Source organism: Paenarthrobacter sp. NyZ202 (assembly GCF_049860755.1).
GTDB lineage: Bacteria > Actinomycetota > Actinomycetes > Actinomycetales > Micrococcaceae > Arthrobacter.
Genome location: NZ_CP187556.1, coordinates 1930195 through 1947079, shown reverse-complemented (window position 1 = coordinate 1947079; position 16885 = coordinate 1930195). Strand labels below are relative to the sequence as shown.

Here is a 16885-nt window from a genome sequence, read left to right as displayed (position 1 = left end):
GGGGTTTCCGATCAGTCGTGGTCGTTGTCAAAAGTTGTTGCCGGCTTCTTGCCGTTGCTGACCGGCTCAACAGTGAGTGCCAGCAAGTGGTCCATCCGGTCCTTCTTGGTTTGCAGGTAGCGGAGGTTCTGTTCGCGGGAGGGAACCTCGGTGGGAACCATCTCCACCACGGTGACGCCTGCCTGGGCAAGGCGGTTCTGCTTGTCGGGGTTGTTGCTCAGCAACCTGACTTCGCTCAGGCCCATCTCCGCCAGGATCTGGCCGGCGGCTTTGTAGGACCGCGCGTCCACCGGCAGTCCCAGCTGTTCGTTGGCCTCCACGGTGTCAAAGCCCGCTTCCTGGAGCGCATAGGCCTTGATCTTGTTCGCCAGACCGATCCCCCTCCCCTCCTGCCCCCGCAGGTACAGCAGCGTGCCGCCTTCGGCCTGAATGAGCTCGAGGGCGTAGGCAAGCTGTTCCCCGCAGTCGCAGCGGTAGGACCCGAAGACGTCACCGGTCAGGCACTCCGAATGCAGGCGCACCAGTGGTGCCTGCCCGTTCCTGGGCGGGTTCGGGGAACTGACTGCCAGGTGTTCGTGCCCGGTTTCATGATCCGTCCATGCCTGAGCCACGAAGTCACCAAAGGCCGTGGGCAGTTGCACGATAGGCCCACCGCTCACAGGATGCGGCGCAGCTCCCATGGCGTCGCTGCTGCGTGTTGTCGATGTGGTCATCGCTTCTCCTCGTCTGCCAGTGAAACATGTGCCGCTCCGGACTCTACCGCCTCGACGTAGGACACGAGGTCCTCGATCGAGATGAGGGGACATCCGTGTCCAGCGGCAAAGTCACGCAGGCTGTCCAGCCGCATCATTTCACCGTCGTCATGGACCAACTCGGCGATCACGCCCACCGGGGCAAGCCCGGCCAGGCGGCAGAGGTCCACGGCTGCTTCCGTGTGGCCCGGGCGCTCACGCACTCCTCCCTTAACGGCCCGCAAGGGAAAAATATGCCCCGGGCGGGTCAATTCTTCCGGCGTGCTTCGCGGATCGGCCAGGATCCTTGCCGTCAGGGCCCGGTCCGTGGCCGAGATCCCGGTGCTGACACCGTGTGCGGCATCGCAGGAGACCGTATACGCGGTCCCCTTGGCGTCCTGGTTGACCTCCACCATGGGCGGCAGGTCAAGTGCGTCCGCGCGTTCGCCGTCGAGGGGGACGCAGATGACGCCCGAAGAATACCGGATGGTCCAGCCCATGAGCGCGGGAGTGGCATGTTCAGCCGCGAAAATGATGTCGCCCTCGTTCTCGCGGTCCTCGTTGTCCACCACGATGACGGCCTGCCCTGCAGCCATCGCCGCGATGGCGGTTTCCACCGGGTCCAGCCCGTGGCGGCGAACCGTTGCCGGCGTTGTGGTTACCGGGGTGTTCATCGGGCGGCCCCCGGTCCTGCCGGAGCCGTACCTGATGCTGGCTGCGGGGCGAAGGCCAGCAGCCGCTCGGTGTACTTCGCGAGCACGTCGACTTCCAGGTTCACCCGGCCACCCACCGGCTTGGCACCAAGCCCGGTCTCTTCGAGGGTGGTGGGGATAAGTCCAACCTCGAACCACGGTGCCGATTCCGAGGCTGGACTGACAGCGGTGACCGTGAGGGACACGCCGTCGACGGCGATCGAGCCCTTCTCGGCGATGTACCGGGCCAGCGTGGCGGGAACTCCGAACCGGAGGCGGTCCCAGTTTCCCTGGGCCTCCCGCTCCAGCAACTCGCCGACACCATCAACGTGGCCCTGTACAACGTGCCCATCGAGGCGCCCGCCGGCCGGCACACACCGTTCAAGGTTGACGGTGTCCCCGGGAGCAAGTTCCCCGATCGTTGTCCGGGCCAGGGTCTCCCCCATGACATCGACGCTGAAATCCTGCCCGTCGATCTGCGTCGCTGTCAGGCACACGCCGTTGACGGCTATCGATCCACCCAAGGGCAGCCCTTCGGTGGTGGTGGCCGCCTTGAGCCGGAGCGTGGCGCTGGCGTCGCCGTCGTGCTCGATACCCAGAACAGTGCCCTGTTCGGCAACAATTCCCGTAAACATCAGTGTCCTCCTGTGGCGAATTCCGCGGCTTCACTGCGCGGAACCAAAGTCGTGGTTTTTGTGGCGGCTGTGCGTGTGGGGCGAAGATGCAGCCGGAGGTCATTGCCCAACGGCCGTACGGCCCCGCCGCCGGCGTCGTCCCAGGACCAGTGCTGCGCGTCGGCCAGCGTGGTGATGCCAAGGTCGTTCAGGGCCGGTGTTCCCGACCCGAGCAACGTGGGCGCCTGGTAGACGATCAGTTCGTCCACCAGCCCGGCGGCCAGGAAGGTACTCAGGATGCTGGATCCGCCTTCCACCATCACATGCCGTACGCCATGGTCGAAGAGTTCCCCCAACGCCTCCCGCGGATCCCGTGTTGTCAGCTGGACAAACCGGCCATCCGTGCCACGGACCGCTGCGTCCTTCGGCACTTCACGCAAGCCCATGACGGCACGGAGCGGCTGCCGCCCGGCAAGCTTCCCGTCAGGAGCCCGGGCGGTAAGGCGCGGATTATCGACCAGTACCGTACCGGTACCCACCAAAATGGCGTCGATGAGTCCACGCAGTCCGTGGTTGTCCGCCAGGGACTCAGGGCAGGAAATCCACTGGCTGGTGCCGTCCACGGCCGCAATCCGGCTGTCCAGCGTCTGGGCGATATGCAAGGTGACGAAGGGACGTTTGGCAGCTACGGCGTCGAACCAGTCCCGGTTCAGATCCAGCGCTCGCTCCACAGCCAATCCGGCAAGTACCTCAACGCCCGCCGCCTGCAGCGTCCGGGCTCCGCCCGCGGCCGGGTCATGGGGATCGTCGATTGCATAAACCACCCGGGCGATGCCGGCATCAATGATTGCCTGCGCACAGGGGCCGGTCCGGCCCACATGGTTGCACGGTTCCAGGGTCACCACCATGGTGGTTCCCTCCAGCTTCACACCGCGGCGGCGGGCCTCAAGGATGGCATCCGCTTCCGCATGGGCGGTACCGGCACCACGGTGGTATCCGACGGCGAGCTGCTCACCGTCGGGGCTCAGGACAACCGCCCCCACCAGCGGGTTGGCACCTCGGGGTCCGGCCAATGCCGCAGCCAGGGCCGCCTCCATGGCATCGGACTCTGCGCGTGTGTATTCCGGGAGCGCCGGCACCCCGCCGGTCACGGAGCCGCTCCCACGGCCGAAGGGCCAACCGGCGCGGGCTGGCGCTCGCGCCGTTGCGCACGCATCCAGACGAAGAAGCCGGCAAGGGTAAAGACACCATAGAACAGGTACATGAACGCACTGGCGTAGTAGCCGGCGCTGAACAACAACGGCACGCCTACGATGTCCACCGCAACCCAAATGAGCCAGAATTCCGTCCAGCCACGGGCCATGCCGTAAGTCGCCAGCAGGGAACCCATGAAAGTCCATGCATCTGCCCACACCGGCGGATAGGAGCCGAGGGCATCGAAGAGCGGTGTCAGTGCCGCAGTGCCTGCAATCATGGCACCCGCCAGGACCAGCCGGGTGCTCTTCCCAGCCCAGGTGGGAACGACGGCAGGACCTTGGGTGCCTGCCTGGCGGCCCTGCTTCCAGCGGTACCAGCCGTAGACAGCGACCGCGATGAACATGATCTGCCGGGCGGCCTGTCCCCAAAGGGTTGCGGGAGCGGCCGCGCCGAACACGTTGCCCAGGAACACCGTGAGCAACAGAACATTGCCAAGGATGCCTACCGGCCAAGCCCAGACTTTGCGGCGCATTCCGCCGAGGGCGCTGGCGAGCCCAAAAATGTTGCCAAGCACTTCGCGTAGAACAAGCGCAGATCCACCTACGGGAATCTGTGCTTCGAAGAGCCATCGCAGAAAATCCATGCCGTTCCTTCCCAGTCAGCCGCGATGGCTCCGGGGGTGTACGACAGTTCGCTGCCGTGCGTCGCACAAGGACGCACACAGCATGACTGTACGTGCTTCTCCCATCCAGACTTTAACTGTCGGTACCGGAATTCCACCGGTTCAACCGCTCGCCTTCTGCATCCGGATGGACGCTGAGGGCTTGCGGGTCGCGGACTATGACCGCCGGTTCGGACTTACACCGACCCCGGAGCACGTATGTGTGATTGCTATTGTGCCACAACCGCACGGAGCGGCCGGCTATTCCCGGCCATCTTCGTAACATGCAGTGGCACCGGCTCCTACGCGCACTTACGCCGCCGGGCCGCCACCGGCCAGGGCCCGTGTACCGGCCGCGCGCAGCCGGTCGATGGCCTGTGCAGGATCGTCGTGTCCGTACACGGCGGAACCGGCAACGAAAACGTTGGCCCCGGCTTCGGCGGCGCGCAGGATCGTGTCCTCGGTGATGCCTCCGTCCACTTGGAGCGCCACCTTCAGGCCGGAGCCCTCAATGGCGGCGCGTGCACGGCGGATTTTCGGCAGGGTGATATCCAGGAACGACTGCCCTCCGAATCCGGGTTCCACGGTCATGATGAGCAGCATGTCCAACTCCGGCAGCATGTCCAGGTATGGTTCCACCGCCGTGGCCGGTCGCAATGCCATGCCGGCCTTTGCCCCGCGGGCCCGCAGTTCCCTGGCGACCTTCACGGGGGCGATCGCGGCCTCGGCGTGGAAGGTAACGGACGCGACGCCCGCGTCGGCGTAGGCCGGGGCCCATCGGTCGGCGTCGGAAATCATCAAGTGGGCATCCAGCGGAACCGGGCTGACCGCCTGGATCCTCTGCACCACCGGCAGGCCAAGGGTCAGGTTGGGCACAAAGTGGTTGTCCATGACGTCCACATGCACGGCGTCAGCGTTGCTGATCCTCTTCAGCTCGGCTTCGAGGTTGACGAAGTCTGCTGAGAGGATGCTCGGATTGATACAGCACTGGGACAAGGCAGGTCCTTCAGGTCGGTGGCAGCAGGATGGATTGCGGAAATTCAGCCGCGGAATGCTTGGCTAAGGCTTCTTGCGGATCAACGCCATGAACATGGCATCAGTGTGGTGGATGTGGGGCCACAGCTGAGCGGTCTGCCCGTGCCCCGCGCCAAGGCCGGAGGCAAGGCTGACGTCATCCAATGCCTTGCCGGCGTCAAGGAGCTCAAGGTCCCCGCGTTTACCCACAACATCTGCAACCACAGCGGTGGTTTCAGCCGGGTGCGGCGAACACGTCACGTAGGCCACCACGCCACCGGGCTTCACTGCATCGATGGCGGAGACCAGCAGTTCCCGCTGCAGCGGACCGAGATCAGCGATGTCCTTGGGGGCGCGCCGCCACCGCGATTCCGGGCGACGCCGCAGCGCCCCCAAACCACTGCATGGCACGTCTACCAGGACGCGGTCGAAGGTTTCCCTGTGTTCGGAACCCACCTCACGGCCGTCACCGGTACGCACGCTCCAAGCGTCCCCGGGCACGGCCGACAATGCCTGCTGCACCAGCTTCGCCCGATGCGGTGCGGGCTCGTTGGCCAGGAGCGTGGCTCCGTCGCGGTGTGCAAGTGCCGCCAGCAGGGCCGCTTTCCCGCCAGGACCGGCGCAGAGGTCCAGCCACTTTTCCCCCTCTGGCGAAGCAGTTTCCACTGCCACGGCTGCCACCGCACGGGCGACCAACTGGGAACCCACGTCCTGGATGCGCGTGGTGCCCTTGCGGACAGATTCCAGACGGCCAAGGTCGCCGCCTGCGGACAAGGCAGAGTCCTCCACCAACTCCCCTGCCGCAGCACCGTGCTCCAGGGCTTCTTCCAGGCTTCCCAGCCCGGGCAAGGCCACAAGGTTCACTACCGGCGCCGCGTTGTCGGCTTCCAGGAGCTCTTCAATTTCCGAGGCGGGCCTGCCGTGGTTGACCAACGACTGGCGCAGGGCCCGGACGATCCACTCCGGGTGTGCGTGGCGGAGCGAAGCGATCCGGGTTGCATCGGTTTCCTGGTCCAGGAGGACGTCCAGCCACTCGTCCATGCTGTGAGCCGTGACCTTCCTCAGGACGGCATTGATCAACGACGACGGGCCTGCGCCGATGACTGCCCGGGCCAGGCCGACAGTCTGGTCCAGCGCGGCGTGGGCCGGAACGCGCATGGACAGCAATTGGTGGGCGCCTATCCGCAGGGCGTCCAGGATGGCCGGGTCCAACTGTTCCAAGGGACGGTCAACACAGCGGGAAAGGATGGCGTCGTAAGTGCCCTGTCCGCGCAGCGCACCGTAGCTGAGCTCGGTGGCGAAACCTGCATCCCGGCGATCAAGCCGGTGCTCCCTGATCCGTGCCGGCAGGACCAGGTTGGCGTAAGCGTCCTCGGACGCCACGGCGCGGAGGACTTCGTAAGCTACGAGCCGGGCAGGATCGGCCTTGCGGGTACGTTGGCCGGGGGTCGTGCTGGAATACCCCTTCTGGGGTCCACGGTTCCGCTCCCTGCCCTGCGCGTTGCGCCGGCTTTCCCCGCGGGGACCGCGGTTGCTGCCCCGCCCGCCACCGTCCCGGTTCCCGTTGGAGTTGGGGCCGCGCCGGCCGGAGTCGCTCATTCGAATACCACGCTTTCGGGTGTTGCCAAACCGCGGGCCCAATCGGCCGACGGCATCATTTTCTTGCCTGCGGGCTGGATCCTGCCCAGTCGCACGGCATGGGAACCGGTGCCCACCAGGAGAGCTTTGCCTTGCACCGTGACGTGGCCGGGCTCGAGGTCGGTGACGTCCGGGTGGAGTTCCACGGGTTCAAGCTTGACCCGTTGACCATCCAAGGTGGTCCAGGCGCCGGGTTCGGGAGTGACACCCCGGGAGCGCCGGGCCAGGGCCAGGGCGGGCTGCTTCCAGTCCAGGCGCCCGTCATCGAGCGTCAGCTTGGGAGCCAGGGAGACATCGCCCTGCTGCGGTTGGGGTGCTGCATGCCCGGCCTCGATGGCCGAAAGTGTTTGGCTCAGGAGGACGGACCCGCTGAGGGAGAGCCGCTCGAGCAGGTCGCCCGCGGTATCGGAACCGCGGACCGTTTCAGTCACTGTCCCAAAGACAGGACCGGTATCCAGGCCTTCCTCGAGCTGGAAGGTGGCGGCCCCGGTGACATCGTCCCCGGCAATGATCGCCCGTTGGACAGGAGCCGCACCCCGCCATGCGGGCAGCAGGGAAAAGTGGAGGTTGACCCAGCCATGGCGGGGAACATCAAGGGCGGCCCTCGGGACAATTCCGCCGTACGCGACAATGGCAGCGACGTCCGGGGCGACCGCCTCAATCGCAGCGGTTGCTGCAGCGTCCACCCTGGCAGCCTTGATGGTGGGGATGCCCAGTTCCGCCGCGCGGGCAGCAACTGGCGACGGCGTCAGGACACGCTTGCGCCCAAGGGGGGCATCCGGTCTGGTGAGGACGGACGCAACGTCAAAACCGGCTTCCACCAGCGCGTTGAGTGACGGCACGGCCACGGCCGGTGTGCCGGCAAAAAGCACCTTCACGCGGTTGCCCCGAAGCTGCCGCCACCAAAGCTCGAGCCGACTGTCCCGGCACGCTTGGACGTGGTCTGTTCGGTCACCGCATGGTAGTTGGCGTTCCGGATCGCACGCAGGGCCGCCTTGCGGTCTTCGCCCTTTAACCGGTCAGTGAAAAGGATGCCGTCCAGGTGGTCCGTCTCGTGCTGGAAAACCCGTGCAAGCATGCCCTCCGCGTCGACTGACACAGGGTTGCCTTCCACGTCCACCCCCGTAACCCGCGTTGCACGATGCCGGCGGACAGGGAATCCAAGCCCGGGAATGGAAAGGCAACCTTCAACCTCGTCGTCCTGGAAGTCATCACTGTTTTCCAGGACCGGGTTGATGACGTGTCCGTCCACGCCACCGATCCGATAGGTAAAGATGCGCTTGCTGATGCCCACCTGGGGGGCAGCAAGGCCGGCGCCCTCAACGTCCTCCATGGTTTCCATCATGTCGGCAACCAGCTTGGCGAGCTCCGGACCGAATTCGGTCACGGGATCCGCGACGGTGCGCAACACCGGATCCCCGATGATTCGGATACTCAAAATTGCCATCTGGTCTCAGTCCTCACGATCGTCAAAGCCGGCCCGGGCCATGAAGGGGCCTACGCCAGTTTAGTGGAGGCAAAAGACCCGGCGCCCTGAAGGGCAATGGCAGGCTCGGGTGTGTACATGGGCGGCGCCACCGGCAGCAGCGCCTGACCCGCCGCCGTGACATCGGCAGACATCTCCCAGACGCGCCGGAGCGCACAAAACTTCCACCAGTGGTGTTTCAGGACATCAGGATTGGCCCGGTGGGGACGGACTTCGGTTTCGCCGATGGCCACTGCCAGCAGCATGGGGTCCTCCCCGTACTTCCAGGACTCCCATTCCCCGGCGACGGGGTCCACCAGGCTTTCTTCGGCCTTCATGCCAGCCACCAACTGCATGACTACTTTGTTGTCCAGCGCCTTGACCGTGCCATCACGGGTGGTCCCCTTGGTCTTGTAATCGATCAAGCAGATGCGGCCGTTGATGCGGGCCACCAGATCAAGGGTGCCCGCGTAACCCACCGAGGTGTTCCACACCGTGATTTCCGGTGCGAGGGGTTCCACCCTGTAGGTGTCCCACCATTCATCAAAGCGTGCAGCGAACGCTTGCTCGCCGTGGGACGCCAGGTCGTCCCGGCATTCCTGCATGCGGTGCGGCCTGCCCAGGGCACGAAGTGCTACCTGTTCGCAGTAGTTGTGGACGCGGTCTCCGCGAGCCGCCGCCTCGTCCCGGTACTGCTCAGCCGCTTTGGAGGCTTTGTTGACCGCCTGGCGGATCCTGGCCGGGCTGCCGAGAAGGGTCGGAAGCTCAGGATCGGCGGCCAGGCTGCTTGCACCCATGTACGAAAACCAACCATCGAGCGCGTGTGCCTGCTGCCCGATGACTGTTGTGATGGATGGTACGGAGAACTGGTCCGAGGTGGACCGGGCATACATCCGGCCGTACTCGGTGGCGTGGGCAAGCAGTGGAGCAGTCATATAAAAACTTTGGCACAGAGGACCGACAGAATTCGCCCCGGCGTTCCGTCAGGCCCCGCCGGAACCCCCTGGCGGATCATGGAGCGCGGGTTCCTCGGCGGCAGGATCAAGCAAGCGGGCGAGACGGTCCTGCGTCATCCGTGCGAGTTTTCCCGCCAGGACGGGCACCGTCCGGGCCAGTTCCTGCAGGGACTCAGGCAACGCCTGCTCCCCACCCCCGTTGGTACCGGCAGGAGCCGCGGGCAAAGGGGGCAGGAGCGGTAACGGCCTCGTATCGGGTAGTTCTTCCACGTCAGCCCTGTGCCATGGAGTGGAAGTTCGTGACGAAAAAACGCCGTACCGCCAAACAGAAAAACCCCGCCGGGACTGTGTAACCAGTTCCGGCGGGGTTTTACGGTGGGCGATACTGGGTTCGAACCAGTGACCTCTTCGGTGTGAACGAAGCGCGCTACCACTGCGCCAATCGCCCGTGTCATCCCGCGCTGTGCGCCGTCTGCATAAAGAAGACTAGCCCACGCCGTCGTGAATGCAAAACGGGCGGCCACGCCCGAATAACAAGAATGGAATTACACGGTCGTCAGAAGCCGGAACCCGCGTCATTGCTGGGATCCGGACTCATACGCCCTCCGGGGAATCTCACCGATTTGGAGTTTCCCGGAACCTCCTATAGAGTTTTTACTCGTCGGAAAGCGATGGAATGCCTGAATGGCGCTCCGGAGCACGGCACTGCGGACGTAGCTCAGCTGGTAGAGCACCACCTTGCCAAGGTGGATGTCGCGAGTTCGAATCTCGTCGTCCGCTCGCAAGGCACTGTCACAGCATGAATTCCCCGGAATCCTGCTAACACGGTGGGTTGGCCGAGAGGCGAGGCAGCGGCCTGCAAAGCCGTATACACGGGTTCGAATCCCGTACCCACCTCGGTGAAAACCATGCTTTCCGGTTTCGATTGGATGCATGGGCGATTGGCGCAGCGGTAGCGCGCTTCCCTGACACGGAAGAGGTCACTGGTTCGATCCCAGTATCGCCCACCAAAACAAGGAAACTTGTTTGTTGTTGAAGGCCCGGCCCAGCCAGGCAAACAACATCTGCGGACGTAGCTCAGCTGGTAGAGCACCACCTTGCCAAGGTGGATGTCGCGAGTTCGAATCTCGTCGTCCGCTCTCCTCCACGAGGACCCCGGGCGATTGGCGCAGCGGTAGCGCGCTTCCCTGACACGGAAGAGGTCACTGGTTCGATCCCAGTATCGCCCACCAGAACAAGGCAACTTGTTTGTTGTTGAAGGCCCGGCCCAGCCAGGCAAACAACATGTGCGGACGTAGCTCAGCTGGTAGAGCACCACCTTGCCAAGGTGGATGTCGCGAGTTCGAATCTCGTCGTCCGCTCCAACTAAGAAAGCAGCTCTTCGGAGCTGCTTTTTTTATGCCCGTTTGCCGACTGAACCAACCGCGGTTCGATTCATTATGGGATGTGACCAATAACCGTTGGAAGAAGTCGCTTTATCTAATGTGATTCGACTCGCATAATGTACTGCGAGCTCATCACCGTTCCACGCCAATGGCAGGAGTACCCATGAATCAACAGACTGCTTCCCAGTCGGTCATGAGGCGGAAGCCCATCGACGACATTGAGGAAGAAAACAAGCACAGTGGCCTTTTCAAAAGCCTTGGCCTCTGGCAACTCACGGCCATCGGCGTCGGCGGAATCATCGGCGTCGGAATCTTTTCGCTCGCCGGCCTGGTAGCGCACGGCGACGAAACCAACCCCGGTGTTGGACCGGCGGTCCTGGTGTCATTCCTGATCGCCGGCCTGGCCTCGGGCGCGGCCGCGCTTTCCTACGCTGAATTCGCCGGAATGATCCCGCGGGCAGGCTCGGCCTACACCTACGGCTATGTGGCCCTGGGGGAAATCATCGGCTGGTTCATCGGCTGGGATCTGCTGCTGGAGTACATTGCGATCGTAGCTGTGGTGGCGATTGGTATTTCCGGATACTTCGACGCCTTCCTGTCCGGCATCGGCATCAACATGCCCACGTGGATGACCTCCACGGCCGACGAGGGCAAGGGCGGCATCATCAACCTTCCTGCCATTTTGGTCTGTCTCCTGGTGACCTGGATCCTGAGCCGCGGAACCAAAGCGTTCGGGCGGTTCGAGCTCGTCGCAGTAGCCATCAAGGTAATCCTGATTCTGTTCATCATCGGCCTGGGCGTTTTCTACATCAATGCCGAGAACTTCAATCCGTTCATGCCCAGTGGCTTCGGTCCGGTCCTCGCAGGTGCGGCCACGGTCTTCTTCGCAGTCTTTGGATACGACGCCATGAGCACAGCGGCGGAGGAAGCCAAGGACGGCAAGAAGCACATGCCCAAGGCGATCATCCTGTCGCTCATCATCGCCATGCTGCTGTACGTGGCAGCAACCTTGGTCCTGACGGGCATGCAGAACTACAAGGACATCGATCCCGCGGCCGGCTTTGCCTCGGCATTCACCGGGGTTGGCTTGCCTGTGATCGCAACCATCATTTCCGTCTTTGCCGTGCTGTCCATCCTGACCGTCATGCTCACCTTCCTCCTCGGCGTAACCCGCGTATGGTTCTCCATGAGCCGTGACGGCCTCCTTCCCGGCTGGTTTGCCAAGACCGACCGCCACGGAACACCGCAGCGCGTCACCTGGATCGCCGGTGTCGCCTCGGCCTTCCTGGCCGGTGTCTTCCCCATCAAGGAAGTGGCTGACCTCACCAACATCGGTATCCTTGCCGCTTTCGTCGTGGTGTGCATCTCGGTCATCATCTTCCGTTACACCAAGCCCGACGCACCCCGCACTTTCCGCCTGCCGCTGATGCCCGTGGTTCCGGCCTTCGGTGTCCTGGCCTCGGCCTTCCTCATGGTGCAGCTGCACTGGGAAACCTGGGCGCGCTTTGGCGTTTGGCTGGTCATCGGCCTGGTTATCTACTTCTTCTATGGGCGCAAGCACTCCTTGATGAATCCGAACAGCCCACGCCATCTGGAATCCGCTAAGCCCTTGGCGTAGTGCACTTTAATTCCTTGGCTGGCCACCCTTCCGGTGCTAGGGTCGAACGCGGAGGAGCGAACTGGCTCCGCGAAGGGAAGGGAGGTGCCCGTGGGATTAATTGACGACCTGAAGGGCAAGGCTCAGGGTCTCATTCAGGGCAACGAAGACGCCATCAGGAATGGCATCGAGAAGGCCGGAAACTTCGTCGACGAGAAGACCGGCGGCAAGTTCGCCGGACAGGTTGACGCAGTACAGAATGCCGCTTCCAACTTCGTGTCCAAGAACGACGGCGAAGCCGGACAGGCTCCCGCCGCGGATGAGCCAAAGCAGCCGTAGCTGCCTGGGCCGCCATACCAGATACGTCAAGGGGGCACCGGTCCCGCCGAGAGGCGACACCGGTGCCCTTGGCGTTTAACGGGCCGGCCGGTGCCAACGGGACGCTGCCCTGTCAGGTACGTTGGAGGTTATGCCTTCCGCCTCGTCGACTGAACAGAACCAGGCCAACCAGAGGACGCCGGGCCCACCGATCGCCGCCGGGATCGTCACTGCACTGGTCGGCTTCACCTCATCCTTTGCCGTGGTGCTGGCAGGCTTGCAGGCTGTTGGGGCCAACCAGGCACAGGCGTCCAGCGGTCTGCTTGCCCTGACGCTGACGTTCGGCCTGGGCATCCTGTGGCTGGCATGGCGGTCGCGGATGCCGGTAACCCTTGCGTGGTCAACACCCGGCGCTGCGCTCCTCGCCTCAGCGGGAACCGTCGACGGCGGGTGGCCCGCTGCGGTCGGTGCTTTCGTGGTAGTGGGCCTCCTCATTGTCCTGACGGGTTTGCTGCCGGCCCTTGGACGGCTCATGGCCTTGATTCCCACGTCGCTGGCCCAGGCGATGCTGGCCGGCGTCCTGCTCCCCCTCTGCCTGGCACCCTTCGAATCCCTCGGCACAGCGCCGCTGCTGGTGGGCCCGGTAGTCGTGTGTTGGCTGGTCCTGATGAAATGCGCACCGCGTTGGGCCGTTCCCGGCGCACTGGTGGTGGCATTGGCCGTGATCGGGATCCACATCGCGGCCAACGGCACCCGCCTCACCGGAGACAGCCTGCTGCCCCGCCTTGAATGGACCAGTCCTGTGTTCACGGTGGAGGCCACCGTGGGAATCGCGCTCCCGCTGTTCATCGTGACCATGGCTTCGCAGAACATCCCCGGGGTAGCGGTCCTCAAATCCTTCGGGTACACCACGCCCTGGCGTTCTTCGATGCTCGTCACGGGCGCGGGAACCCTCGCCGGGGCGCCTTTCGGAGGCCACGCCATCAACCTGGCGGCACTGAGTGCTGCCCTGGCCGCGGGCGAAGAAGCCGGCAAAGACCACGGGCGCCGCTGGATTGCCGCGTTCGTTTCCGGTCTTGCCTATCTGGTCCTCGCGGCGTTTTCAGCCGCCTTGGTCACCTTGGTGGCGGCAGCACCACCGGGCTTGCTCGAAGCTGTTGCAGGACTGGCGCTGCTGGGAACCCTGGCATCCTCGATCTCCTCGGCACTGGCTGTTGCCGAAGACCGGATTCCTGCCTGCATGACGTTTCTGCTCGCGGCTTCAGGGGTGACCTTCGCTGGCATCGGCGCAGCGTTCTGGGCCCTGGCCGGTGGGATCCTGGTCCGCTGGATCCTCAAGGACAGGGAACCACTGACCCGATCCGCGGCCCGCTGAACCCGGCCGCGGTTTTCAGGACGGTTCGTGGTTCTGGCCCTCGCGAGCCAGGGCAGTCAACCTGGAAACGGCCCGGAAGTACTTCTTCATGTAGCCGCCGGCCATCATCTCATCGGTAAAAAGCTTGTCGAAGGGTACGCCGCTGGCCAGGATCGGCACGTCCTTGTCATAAAGCCGGTCGGCCAGGACCACGAACCGCAGGGCAACAGCCTGTTCCGTGATGGTCTCCACATCCCGCCACACAACAGCTTCGATACCTGAGATGAGCTGGCGGTAGCGGCTGGGGTGCACCCCGGCCAGGTGGTCCACCAAGGTGCGGAAGTCATCCACGGCCACCGTCTTGCCCGCGAATTCCGTGTTCATGCGGTGCTTGAGGTCTGCGGTCTTCAGCGGCGCAGGTGCCGCGGGCAGGCCGCGGTGCCGGAAGTCCTCGCCATCAATGCGGACAACATCGAATTGGTCCGCGAGCACCTGGATTTCCCGCTGGAAGTCAACGGCCGCGAAGCGGCCCTCCCCCAAGGAACCCGGCAGGGTGTTGGACGTGGCAGCCAACTTGACGCCGGCGTCGGCGAGTTCCCGCATGAGCCGGGACATCAGCACGGTATCGCCTGGATCGTCGAGTTCGAACTCGTCGATGCAGACCAGTTTGTAGCCGCTGAGCGCCTCGACTGTCTTGCGGAAAGACAGGGCCCCCACCAGGTTGGTGTATTCGACGAAGGTGCCGAAAGCCTTGGGGCCCGGGGATCGGTGCCACAGCGAAGCCAGGAGGTGGGTCTTGCCGACGCCGAAGCCGCCATCCAGGTAGATACCGGCCCTGGTGGCGGGCTTCTTTGCGAAGAATTTCCTGAACAGTCCCCCGCCATCGTCAGCACCCACGGAGTCGGCGAACCCGGACAGGAGCTTCACGGCGTTGGCTTGGCTGGGCTGGGCGGGATCGGGCCGGTAGCTGTCGAACGAGACCTCGCCGAAGCGTGGTGACGGATAGAACCCCTTGAGGAGTTCCTCGACGGAGACTGCCGGCGTGCGGGCAGCCAGTTGTTCGATCTGTACCACGGTGGTCCATTCTTCCGGTAGTGGGTCCCCAGCAAGAATACCGGCATCACGTGGCCGGGAAGCGGCCACGTGACCAAGGCCATGTTTCACCATATGACCGGCCGGGAAGCATCGGATGCTGCCCATGGTTACTGTTGGAAACACGCCGGCCCGCCGAGTGGAAGCTTCCGGGGTCTGGCTCCGTCCGTTGTCAGTGAAAGGCCATCACCATGTCCTACCCCGTTGAACAAAACGAAAAGTTCGCGTCCTACGCGCACCCCGAACGACTTGTGTCCACCGAATGGCTTGCCGCAGCACTTGCAGACGGCGCTCTTGCCGACGGCAAGCTGGTGGTCGTCGAGTCCGACGAGGACGTCCTCCTCTACGAGACCGGGCATATCCCGGGTGCCGTGAAGATCGACTGGCACACGGACCTGAACGATGAAGTCACGCGCGACTACGTCGACGGTGCCGGTTTCGCCGCACTCGCCGCCGCAAAGGGAATTTCCCGCGACAGCACCGTGGTCATCTACGGCGACAAGTCCAACTGGTGGGCCGCCTACGCCCTGTGGGTCTTCACCCTCTTCGGCCACGAGGACGTCCGGCTGCTGGACGGTGGCCGCGACAAGTGGATTGCCGAGGGCCGCGAACTCACCACCGACGTTCCCCAGCCGGCTGTGGGCAACTACCCCGAGGTAGAGCGCAACGACGCCCCCATCCGCGCCTTCAAGGAAGATGTGCTGGCCCACCTGGGCAACCCGCTCATCGACGTCCGCTCGCCGGAGGAATACACGGGCCAGCGCACGCACATGCCTGCCTACCCGGAGGAAGGGGCCCTGCGTGGCGGCCACATCCCCACCGCGGCGTCGGTTCCGTGGGCACGTGCTGCCGCCGAAGACGGTACCTACCGCTCCCGCGAAGAGCTCGAAGCCCTTTACCTGGGCGAGGCGGGACTGACGGAAGGCGACGACGTGGTGGCCTACTGCCGTATCGGCGAGCGTTCCAGCCACACCTGGTTCGCCCTCAAGTACCTGCTGGGCTTCGACTCGGTCCGCAACTACGACGGTTCCTGGACTGAATGGGGCAACGCCGTCCGCGTCCCCATCGTCAAGGGTGCCGAGCGGGGTTCCGTGCCGGCTGAGCTGGTTCGTAACTAGCGTGAATTCTGCGCCGTTGTGCGTAAGCTGGAAGTGATGAGTACGAATACCTTGCCCGCCGCACTGGCGGAAATAGTGGATGACTTCCAGGCACTGACGGAGCCGGAGCGCCTGCAGTTGCTGCTCGAGTTTTCCCGGGGACTGCCGGAACTTCCCGAACGACTCCAGGATCACCCTGAGCTGCTGGAGCAGGTCGTCGAATGCCAGTCGCCCTTGTTCCTGACGATCGAGTCCGAGAAGAACACAGCCAACCCGGACGCCGGGCGCGCCTACCGTTTGTTCTTCAAGGCGCCGCCGGAAGCTCCCACCACCCGTGGATTCGCAGGGGTGCTGCATGAGGGCCTTGACGGCTTGACGGCGCAGGAAATCCTGTCTGTTCCGGACGACATGCCTGAGCTCCTGGGCTTGACCCGGGCCATCACCCCGTTGCGCATGCGCGGGATGACGGCAATGCTTGGACGGATCAAACGGAAAGTAGCGGCTGCCAGCCGCTTGGAAAACTAAAGCCCCGGCCCCCCCGGGCAGGGCGGTGAAGGCAGGACAGCTTCGGCACCATGGCGAAGAAAACAGCGTCACAGGGAACGCCGGCTACAGCAGCACTGACTGCAGCCGGCGTTCCTTTCGTGCTGCACCCCTATGTTCACGATCCTTCGGCAGCCAGTTACGGCATGGAGGCAGCTGATGCCCTGGGCGTGGACCCCTCCAGGGTCTTCAAGACCCTGATGGTGGAGGTCGAGGGCCGCCTGGCCGTGGGGATCGTTCCCGTTGCCGGCACGCTGGACCTGAAGGCGGTAGCCGCTGCCCTCGGTTCGAAGAAGGCCTCGATGGCGGATCCGAAGGCAGCCGAACGCAGGACCGGCTATGTGCTGGGCGGAATCTCCCCCTTGGGCCAACGACAATCCTCCCCCACGGTTTTGGATGCCACGGCACTGGAGTTCGACACCATCCTGGTCTCCGGCGGCCGGCGCGGGCTCGACATCGAACTCGCACCCGCGGACCTGGTCAGGCTGACCAGCGCCGTGACGGCACCGATCGGCAGTGCCAGGAACTAGG

General features: G+C 64.3%; 18 protein-coding genes, 7 tRNA genes and 1 riboswitch. Of the genes, 12 read left to right on the top strand and 13 right to left on the bottom strand.

The features are described from left to right. Window positions 1-11: 11 nt before the first annotated feature. The 12 genes from ribA to ACPFL9_RS08955 all read right to left on the bottom strand — a co-directional run bounded on the left by ribA (window position 12) and on the right by ACPFL9_RS08955 (window position 9416). The gene (gene ribA, locus ACPFL9_RS09010; protein ID WP_426007168.1) at window positions 12-713 is read right to left on the bottom strand and encodes a GTP cyclohydrolase II; all 702 of its coding nucleotides are present in this window, start codon (window positions 711-713) and stop codon (window positions 12-14) included. Continuing rightward, complete coding sequence (gene ribB, locus ACPFL9_RS09005; RefSeq protein ID WP_426007166.1) at window positions 710-1405, bottom strand: 3,4-dihydroxy-2-butanone-4-phosphate synthase; 696 nt, start codon at window positions 1403-1405, stop codon at window positions 710-712. The genes ribA and ribB overlap by 4 nt, the downstream gene beginning before the upstream one ends. Beyond that, window positions 1402-2058 carry a riboflavin synthase gene (locus ACPFL9_RS09000; RefSeq protein WP_426007164.1) on the bottom strand — a complete coding sequence of 219 codons (657 nt, stop codon included), beginning with the start codon at window positions 2056-2058 and terminating at the stop codon, window positions 1402-1404. The genes ribB and ACPFL9_RS09000 overlap by 4 nt, the downstream gene beginning before the upstream one ends. Then, complete coding sequence (ribD, locus tag ACPFL9_RS08995) at window positions 2058-3134, bottom strand: bifunctional diaminohydroxyphosphoribosylaminopyrimidine deaminase/5-amino-6-(5-phosphoribosylamino)uracil reductase RibD (RefSeq protein WP_426007519.1); 1077 nt, start codon at window positions 3132-3134, stop codon at window positions 2058-2060. The genes ACPFL9_RS09000 and ribD overlap by 1 nt, the downstream gene beginning before the upstream one ends. 50 nt (window positions 3135-3184) lie before the next feature. Next, window positions 3185-3877 carry a nicotinamide riboside transporter PnuC gene (gene pnuC, locus ACPFL9_RS08990; protein ID WP_426007162.1) on the bottom strand — a complete coding sequence of 231 codons (693 nt, stop codon included), beginning with the start codon at window positions 3875-3877 and terminating at the stop codon, window positions 3185-3187. Window positions 3878-3965: 88 nt separating this feature from the next. Next, window positions 3966-4116, bottom strand: a riboswitch (FMN riboswitch). A gap of 91 nt (window positions 4117-4207) precedes the next feature. After that, window positions 4208-4891, bottom strand: coding sequence for a ribulose-phosphate 3-epimerase (gene rpe, locus ACPFL9_RS08985; protein WP_426007160.1), 684 nt, complete (start codon window positions 4889-4891; stop codon window positions 4208-4210). 63 nt (window positions 4892-4954) lie between these two features. After that, window positions 4955-6508 carry an RsmB/NOP family class I SAM-dependent RNA methyltransferase gene (locus ACPFL9_RS08980; protein WP_426007158.1) on the bottom strand — a complete coding sequence of 518 codons (1554 nt, stop codon included), beginning with the start codon at window positions 6506-6508 and terminating at the stop codon, window positions 4955-4957. Beyond that, window positions 6505-7425, bottom strand: coding sequence for a methionyl-tRNA formyltransferase (gene fmt / locus ACPFL9_RS08975; protein ID WP_426007156.1), 921 nt, complete (start codon window positions 7423-7425; stop codon window positions 6505-6507). The genes ACPFL9_RS08980 and fmt overlap by 4 nt, the downstream gene beginning before the upstream one ends. Then, window positions 7422-7994 (bottom strand): peptide deformylase, encoded by a 573-nt coding sequence (gene def, locus ACPFL9_RS08970; RefSeq protein ID WP_426007154.1) that lies wholly within the window; start codon window positions 7992-7994, stop codon window positions 7422-7424. The genes fmt and def overlap by 4 nt, the downstream gene beginning before the upstream one ends. A 50-nt stretch (window positions 7995-8044) precedes the next feature. Continuing rightward, window positions 8045-8947 (bottom strand): cytochrome, encoded by a 903-nt coding sequence (locus ACPFL9_RS08965; RefSeq protein ID WP_426007152.1) that lies wholly within the window; start codon window positions 8945-8947, stop codon window positions 8045-8047. Window positions 8948-8995: 48 nt separating this feature from the next. Next, window positions 8996-9148, bottom strand: coding sequence for a hypothetical protein (locus tag ACPFL9_RS08960; protein ID WP_426007150.1), 153 nt, complete (start codon window positions 9146-9148; stop codon window positions 8996-8998). Between the two features lie 196 nt (window positions 9149-9344). Further along, window positions 9345-9416, bottom strand: a tRNA-Val gene (locus ACPFL9_RS08955). Window positions 9417-9675: 259 nt separating this feature from the next. On the opposite strand from ACPFL9_RS08955, the gene ACPFL9_RS08950 reads away from it, so the two are divergent. The 9 genes from ACPFL9_RS08950 to ACPFL9_RS08910 all read left to right on the top strand — a co-directional run bounded on the left by ACPFL9_RS08950 (window position 9676) and on the right by ACPFL9_RS08910 (window position 13643). Next, a tRNA-Gly gene (locus ACPFL9_RS08950) sits at window positions 9676-9748 on the top strand. Between the two features lie 46 nt (window positions 9749-9794). Then, a tRNA-Cys gene (locus tag ACPFL9_RS08945) sits at window positions 9795-9865 on the top strand. Between the two features lie 38 nt (window positions 9866-9903). Then, window positions 9904-9978: transfer RNA gene (locus ACPFL9_RS08940), tRNA-Val, on the top strand. 56 nt (window positions 9979-10034) lie between these two features. Beyond that, window positions 10035-10107: transfer RNA gene (locus tag ACPFL9_RS08935), tRNA-Gly, on the top strand. Window positions 10108-10125: 18 nt separating this feature from the next. After that, a tRNA-Val gene (locus ACPFL9_RS08930) sits at window positions 10126-10200 on the top strand. Between the two features lie 56 nt (window positions 10201-10256). Next, window positions 10257-10332: transfer RNA gene (locus tag ACPFL9_RS08925), tRNA-Gly, on the top strand. 184 nt (window positions 10333-10516) lie between these two features. Further along, window positions 10517-11971 (top strand): amino acid permease, encoded by a 1455-nt coding sequence (locus ACPFL9_RS08920; protein WP_426007148.1) that lies wholly within the window; start codon window positions 10517-10519, stop codon window positions 11969-11971. Between the two features lie 84 nt (window positions 11972-12055). Then, on the top strand, window positions 12056-12289 hold the full coding sequence (locus ACPFL9_RS08915) for an antitoxin (RefSeq protein ID WP_426007146.1): 234 nt from the start codon (window positions 12056-12058) through the stop codon (window positions 12287-12289). A gap of 130 nt (window positions 12290-12419) precedes the next feature. After that, a complete protein-coding gene (locus ACPFL9_RS08910) occupies window positions 12420-13643 on the top strand; it encodes a benzoate/H(+) symporter BenE family transporter (protein WP_426007144.1) in 1224 nt (407 codons plus the stop codon). A gap of 15 nt (window positions 13644-13658) precedes the next feature. Here ACPFL9_RS08910 and zapE read toward each other — a convergent pair whose 3' ends face one another. Then, a complete protein-coding gene (zapE, locus tag ACPFL9_RS08905) occupies window positions 13659-14696 on the bottom strand; it encodes a cell division protein ZapE (RefSeq protein WP_426007142.1) in 1038 nt (345 codons plus the stop codon). A 209-nt stretch (window positions 14697-14905) separates the two neighbouring features. On the opposite strand from zapE, the gene ACPFL9_RS08900 reads away from it, so the two are divergent. The 3 genes from ACPFL9_RS08900 to ybaK are packed head-to-tail and all read left to right on the top strand — an operon-like array spanning window position 14906 to window position 16884. Next, window positions 14906-15832, top strand: a complete 927-nt coding sequence (locus tag ACPFL9_RS08900; protein WP_426007140.1) for a sulfurtransferase — start codon at window positions 14906-14908, stop codon at window positions 15830-15832. A gap of 36 nt (window positions 15833-15868) precedes the next feature. Further along, window positions 15869-16336 carry a SufE family protein gene (locus ACPFL9_RS08895; RefSeq protein ID WP_426007138.1) on the top strand — a complete coding sequence of 156 codons (468 nt, stop codon included), beginning with the start codon at window positions 15869-15871 and terminating at the stop codon, window positions 16334-16336. Between the two features lie 50 nt (window positions 16337-16386). Then, a complete protein-coding gene (gene ybaK / locus ACPFL9_RS08890; protein ID WP_426007136.1) occupies window positions 16387-16884 on the top strand; it encodes a Cys-tRNA(Pro) deacylase in 498 nt (165 codons plus the stop codon). Window position 16885: the final 1 nt, after the last annotated feature.

Coding starts and splice junctions, on each gene's coding strand:
- ACPFL9_RS08980 (WP_426007158.1), bottom strand. CDS start 6,508: ATGAGCGACTCCGGCCGGCGCGGCCCCAACTCCAACGGGAACCGGGAC.
- ACPFL9_RS08910 (WP_426007144.1), top strand. CDS start 12,420: ATGCCTTCCGCCTCGTCGACTGAACAGAACCAGGCCAACCAGAGGACG.
- ACPFL9_RS08965 (WP_426007152.1), bottom strand. CDS start 8,947: ATGACTGCTCCACTGCTTGCCCACGCCACCGAGTACGGCCGGATGTAT.
- ribB (WP_426007166.1), bottom strand. CDS start 1,405: ATGAACACCCCGGTAACCACAACGCCGGCAACGGTTCGCCGCCACGGG.
- ribA (WP_426007168.1), bottom strand. CDS start 713: ATGACCACATCGACAACACGCAGCAGCGACGCCATGGGAGCTGCGCCG.
- def (WP_426007154.1), bottom strand. CDS start 7,994: ATGGCAATTTTGAGTATCCGAATCATCGGGGATCCGGTGTTGCGCACC.
- ACPFL9_RS08920 (WP_426007148.1), top strand. CDS start 10,517: ATGAATCAACAGACTGCTTCCCAGTCGGTCATGAGGCGGAAGCCCATC.
- ybaK (WP_426007136.1), top strand. CDS start 16,387: ATGGCGAAGAAAACAGCGTCACAGGGAACGCCGGCTACAGCAGCACTG.
- ACPFL9_RS08900 (WP_426007140.1), top strand. CDS start 14,906: ATGTCCTACCCCGTTGAACAAAACGAAAAGTTCGCGTCCTACGCGCAC.
- ACPFL9_RS09000 (WP_426007164.1), bottom strand. CDS start 2,058: ATGTTTACGGGAATTGTTGCCGAACAGGGCACTGTTCTGGGTATCGAG.
- pnuC (WP_426007162.1), bottom strand. CDS start 3,877: ATGGATTTTCTGCGATGGCTCTTCGAAGCACAGATTCCCGTAGGTGGA.
- ACPFL9_RS08895 (WP_426007138.1), top strand. CDS start 15,869: ATGAGTACGAATACCTTGCCCGCCGCACTGGCGGAAATAGTGGATGAC.
- ribD (WP_426007519.1), bottom strand. CDS start 3,134: ATGGAGGCGGCCCTGGCTGCGGCATTGGCCGGACCCCGAGGTGCCAAC.